This is a genomic window from Streptomyces sp. ActVer (assembly GCF_027270795.1).
Lineage (GTDB): Bacteria > Actinomycetota > Actinomycetes > Streptomycetales > Streptomycetaceae > Streptomyces > Streptomyces umbrinus_A.
The window spans coordinates 1-2,185 of sequence record NZ_JAPWHT010000802.1; the positions used below are offsets into that span (position 1 = coordinate 1).

General features: G+C 74.5%; 2 protein-coding genes. Both read right to left on the reverse strand.

Going from position 1 to position 2,185, the window contains the following annotated elements; genetic code table 11:
- Positions 1-1,298: hypothetical protein (locus tag O3Q52_RS52225; protein WP_269655415.1), on the reverse strand; the 1,298-nt coding region annotated here is incomplete at its 3' end.
- Complete coding sequence (locus tag O3Q52_RS52230) at positions 1,295-1,936, reverse strand: WhiB family transcriptional regulator (protein ID WP_269655416.1); 642 nt, start codon at positions 1,934-1,936, stop codon at positions 1,295-1,297. The genes O3Q52_RS52230 and O3Q52_RS52225, both read right to left, overlap by 4 nt.
- Between the last annotated feature and the right edge of the window lie 249 nt (positions 1,937-2,185).

Consider the following 2,185-nt stretch of genomic DNA (forward strand, 5'->3'; position numbering starts at 1 on the left):
CCCGTGTCGGTGTCGGTCGGTCCCCGGTCCCCGGTGGGCTCGGTCCCCGTGTCGGTGTCGGTCGGTCCCCGGTCCCCGGTGGGCTCGGTCCCCGACTCGGCGGCGTTCGGTCCCCGACGCGAATCAGGCCCCTGAGCAGGAACCTCTCGCGTCAGGCGCTCGGTCCCCACGCCTCGGGTGTCCCCCTCCGAGGCTTCCGGGTTGGCGGGACCGGTCCCCGGGACCGGGCCTGCTTCTAGGGCTTCGGTCCCCACACCGGTCCCCGCGTTCTCGCCTTCGGTCCCCGGGCCTGCCGACGCCTTCGAGTCCGCAAGCTCGGGGACCGGTCCCCTCGGATCGCTCGGTCCCGGGTCCCCGTCCGACTCGTCGGGACCGTGGGGACTGGGGACGGGGACCGGCGCTTTCGGGGCCGACTGCAAGGGGACCGTGGCTGGCGTTGTGGTGCTCTGCGCCGGGGACCAGGGCGAGGGCAGCGGGACCGTGGCGAGCGCGAGTGCGTGCCGGCGGGCGGCGAGTTGGTCGAGCAGGTTCGCGCGCTGGAGGGGGTCGGTGCCGACCGAGGCCCTGCCGACCGCCTTCGACAGGCGCCGCGTGAGCCGCCGGCCGCGCCAGCTCCGCTGCTGCTCGGGTGTGCGCTCGGCGAGGCGGGCGGCCAGGGCGACCGCCCGGGCGGTCGCCCTGTCTCGGGTGATCTGTGCGGCGTCGCGGTCTCGCGCGGCGATGCCGAGGCGGGACAGGAGCCGCTCGCGTGCCTCCCGGCCCAGGACGGCGATCAGTCCGTGGGAGGCGGCGCCCGGGGTGCGAAGACGCAGCTCGATTCCCATCGCGAGGTGCCACAGCATCGCCGCCATGACCGGTCCGACGAAGGCCCGGACTGTGCCGCCGATGGGGCCGCTCTCGGCGTAGGCGGGGATCACCTGCACTCCGGTGATCACCCAGACCAGCGTGCCCGGCAGACCAGGAGCACCCTGAGTGGCCAGGTTCTGGCGTGCCATCAGCGCGGTCGCGAAGAGCGCCAGCTCGGCCGCGGCGAACATGCCGGCCCGCTCGGCGGTGCCGGCCATGTCGAGGAAGTCGGCCGCGAAGCGCCATGAGGTGTCGGCGCTGTAGGCGGTGCAGCCGAGGGCAGCAAGGGCAGCGACCTTGACCGCCGGACCGCCGAGACGTTTCTGCGGGCGCGTACCCCGGCGCCGGATCGTCCAGGCGACCAGCACCAGCACGAGGGCGGCGGGCACGCCGGCGGCGAGGAGGAGAGGGAGGTCCGGAGCGGCGCTGAGGGCCAGGACGGGGTGGGTCATGCGGCCTTTCCGAGAGAGGCGTGCGCCGGAGTCGACGCTGCCGGGCGGGCTATCGGCTGCTGTGTGCCGGGTGCAGCGGGCGCGGGGCTGCCTGCTGCCGTGGTGGTCTTCTTCCGCTTCTTCTTGGGCCGCGGCACGCCGTAGGTGCGGTCGCGGTCGAAGACCTTGTTGGCGGCCTGCCGGAGCAGGTCTCGGGCGTGCTTGTGGCTGATTTGCAGGGCGGCGGCGAGCCGGTCGGGCCGCCAGCCGCGCACGTAGGCGTGGTCGATGACGACCTGCCGCTCGGCCTCGGTCAGATGCACGTCGCGTCCCTGGAAGAAGGCCGTCACGCGCCGGTAGTCCAGACGCTGGGGCAGTCCGTCGTGCAAGGGACGCCTCTCGGCTTCGGTGAGGCCGCCCCAGACGCCCTCCTTGAGGACGTTCTCCAGGGCGAAGTCGAGGCAGTCGCGGCGTACCGGGCACCAGCCGCACAGCTCCTTCGCCTCGGCGATGTCCTCGTGGTCCCGGGGCCCGGGGAAGAAGACGGCGTCGGCGTCCTCGACGTCCATGCCGTGGCACGCTCCGCGGGTGTGCCAGCTGGTGTCTCCGATGCCGCGCAGGCCGGTGGCCGGCGCGTCGTGGGTGGTGATGTGGCGCATGGCGATCTCCGATGTGCTGCCGCGTCGGCCGACCGGGGCGGTGCTCGGCGGGCGCGGCGTCGGGTGCCGGCTGCGGTGCGCGCGCGTGCGCCGCAGCCGGGGCGGGACGGTGATGTTGGGAGGCGGTGCATCGGACGGGATGCACGCCCCGGATGCGCCGGTCAGGCCATCGCGGGCTGTTGAGCCCGCTCCGTCTGCTGGGCCTGCTGGGCGGCGGCGAGGTCGAGGCGGCCGGGATGTGGGGTGGCG

Coding starts and splice junctions, on each gene's coding strand:
- O3Q52_RS52230 (WP_269655416.1), bottom strand. CDS start 1,936: ATGCGCCACATCACCACCCACGACGCGCCGGCCACCGGCCTGCGCGGC.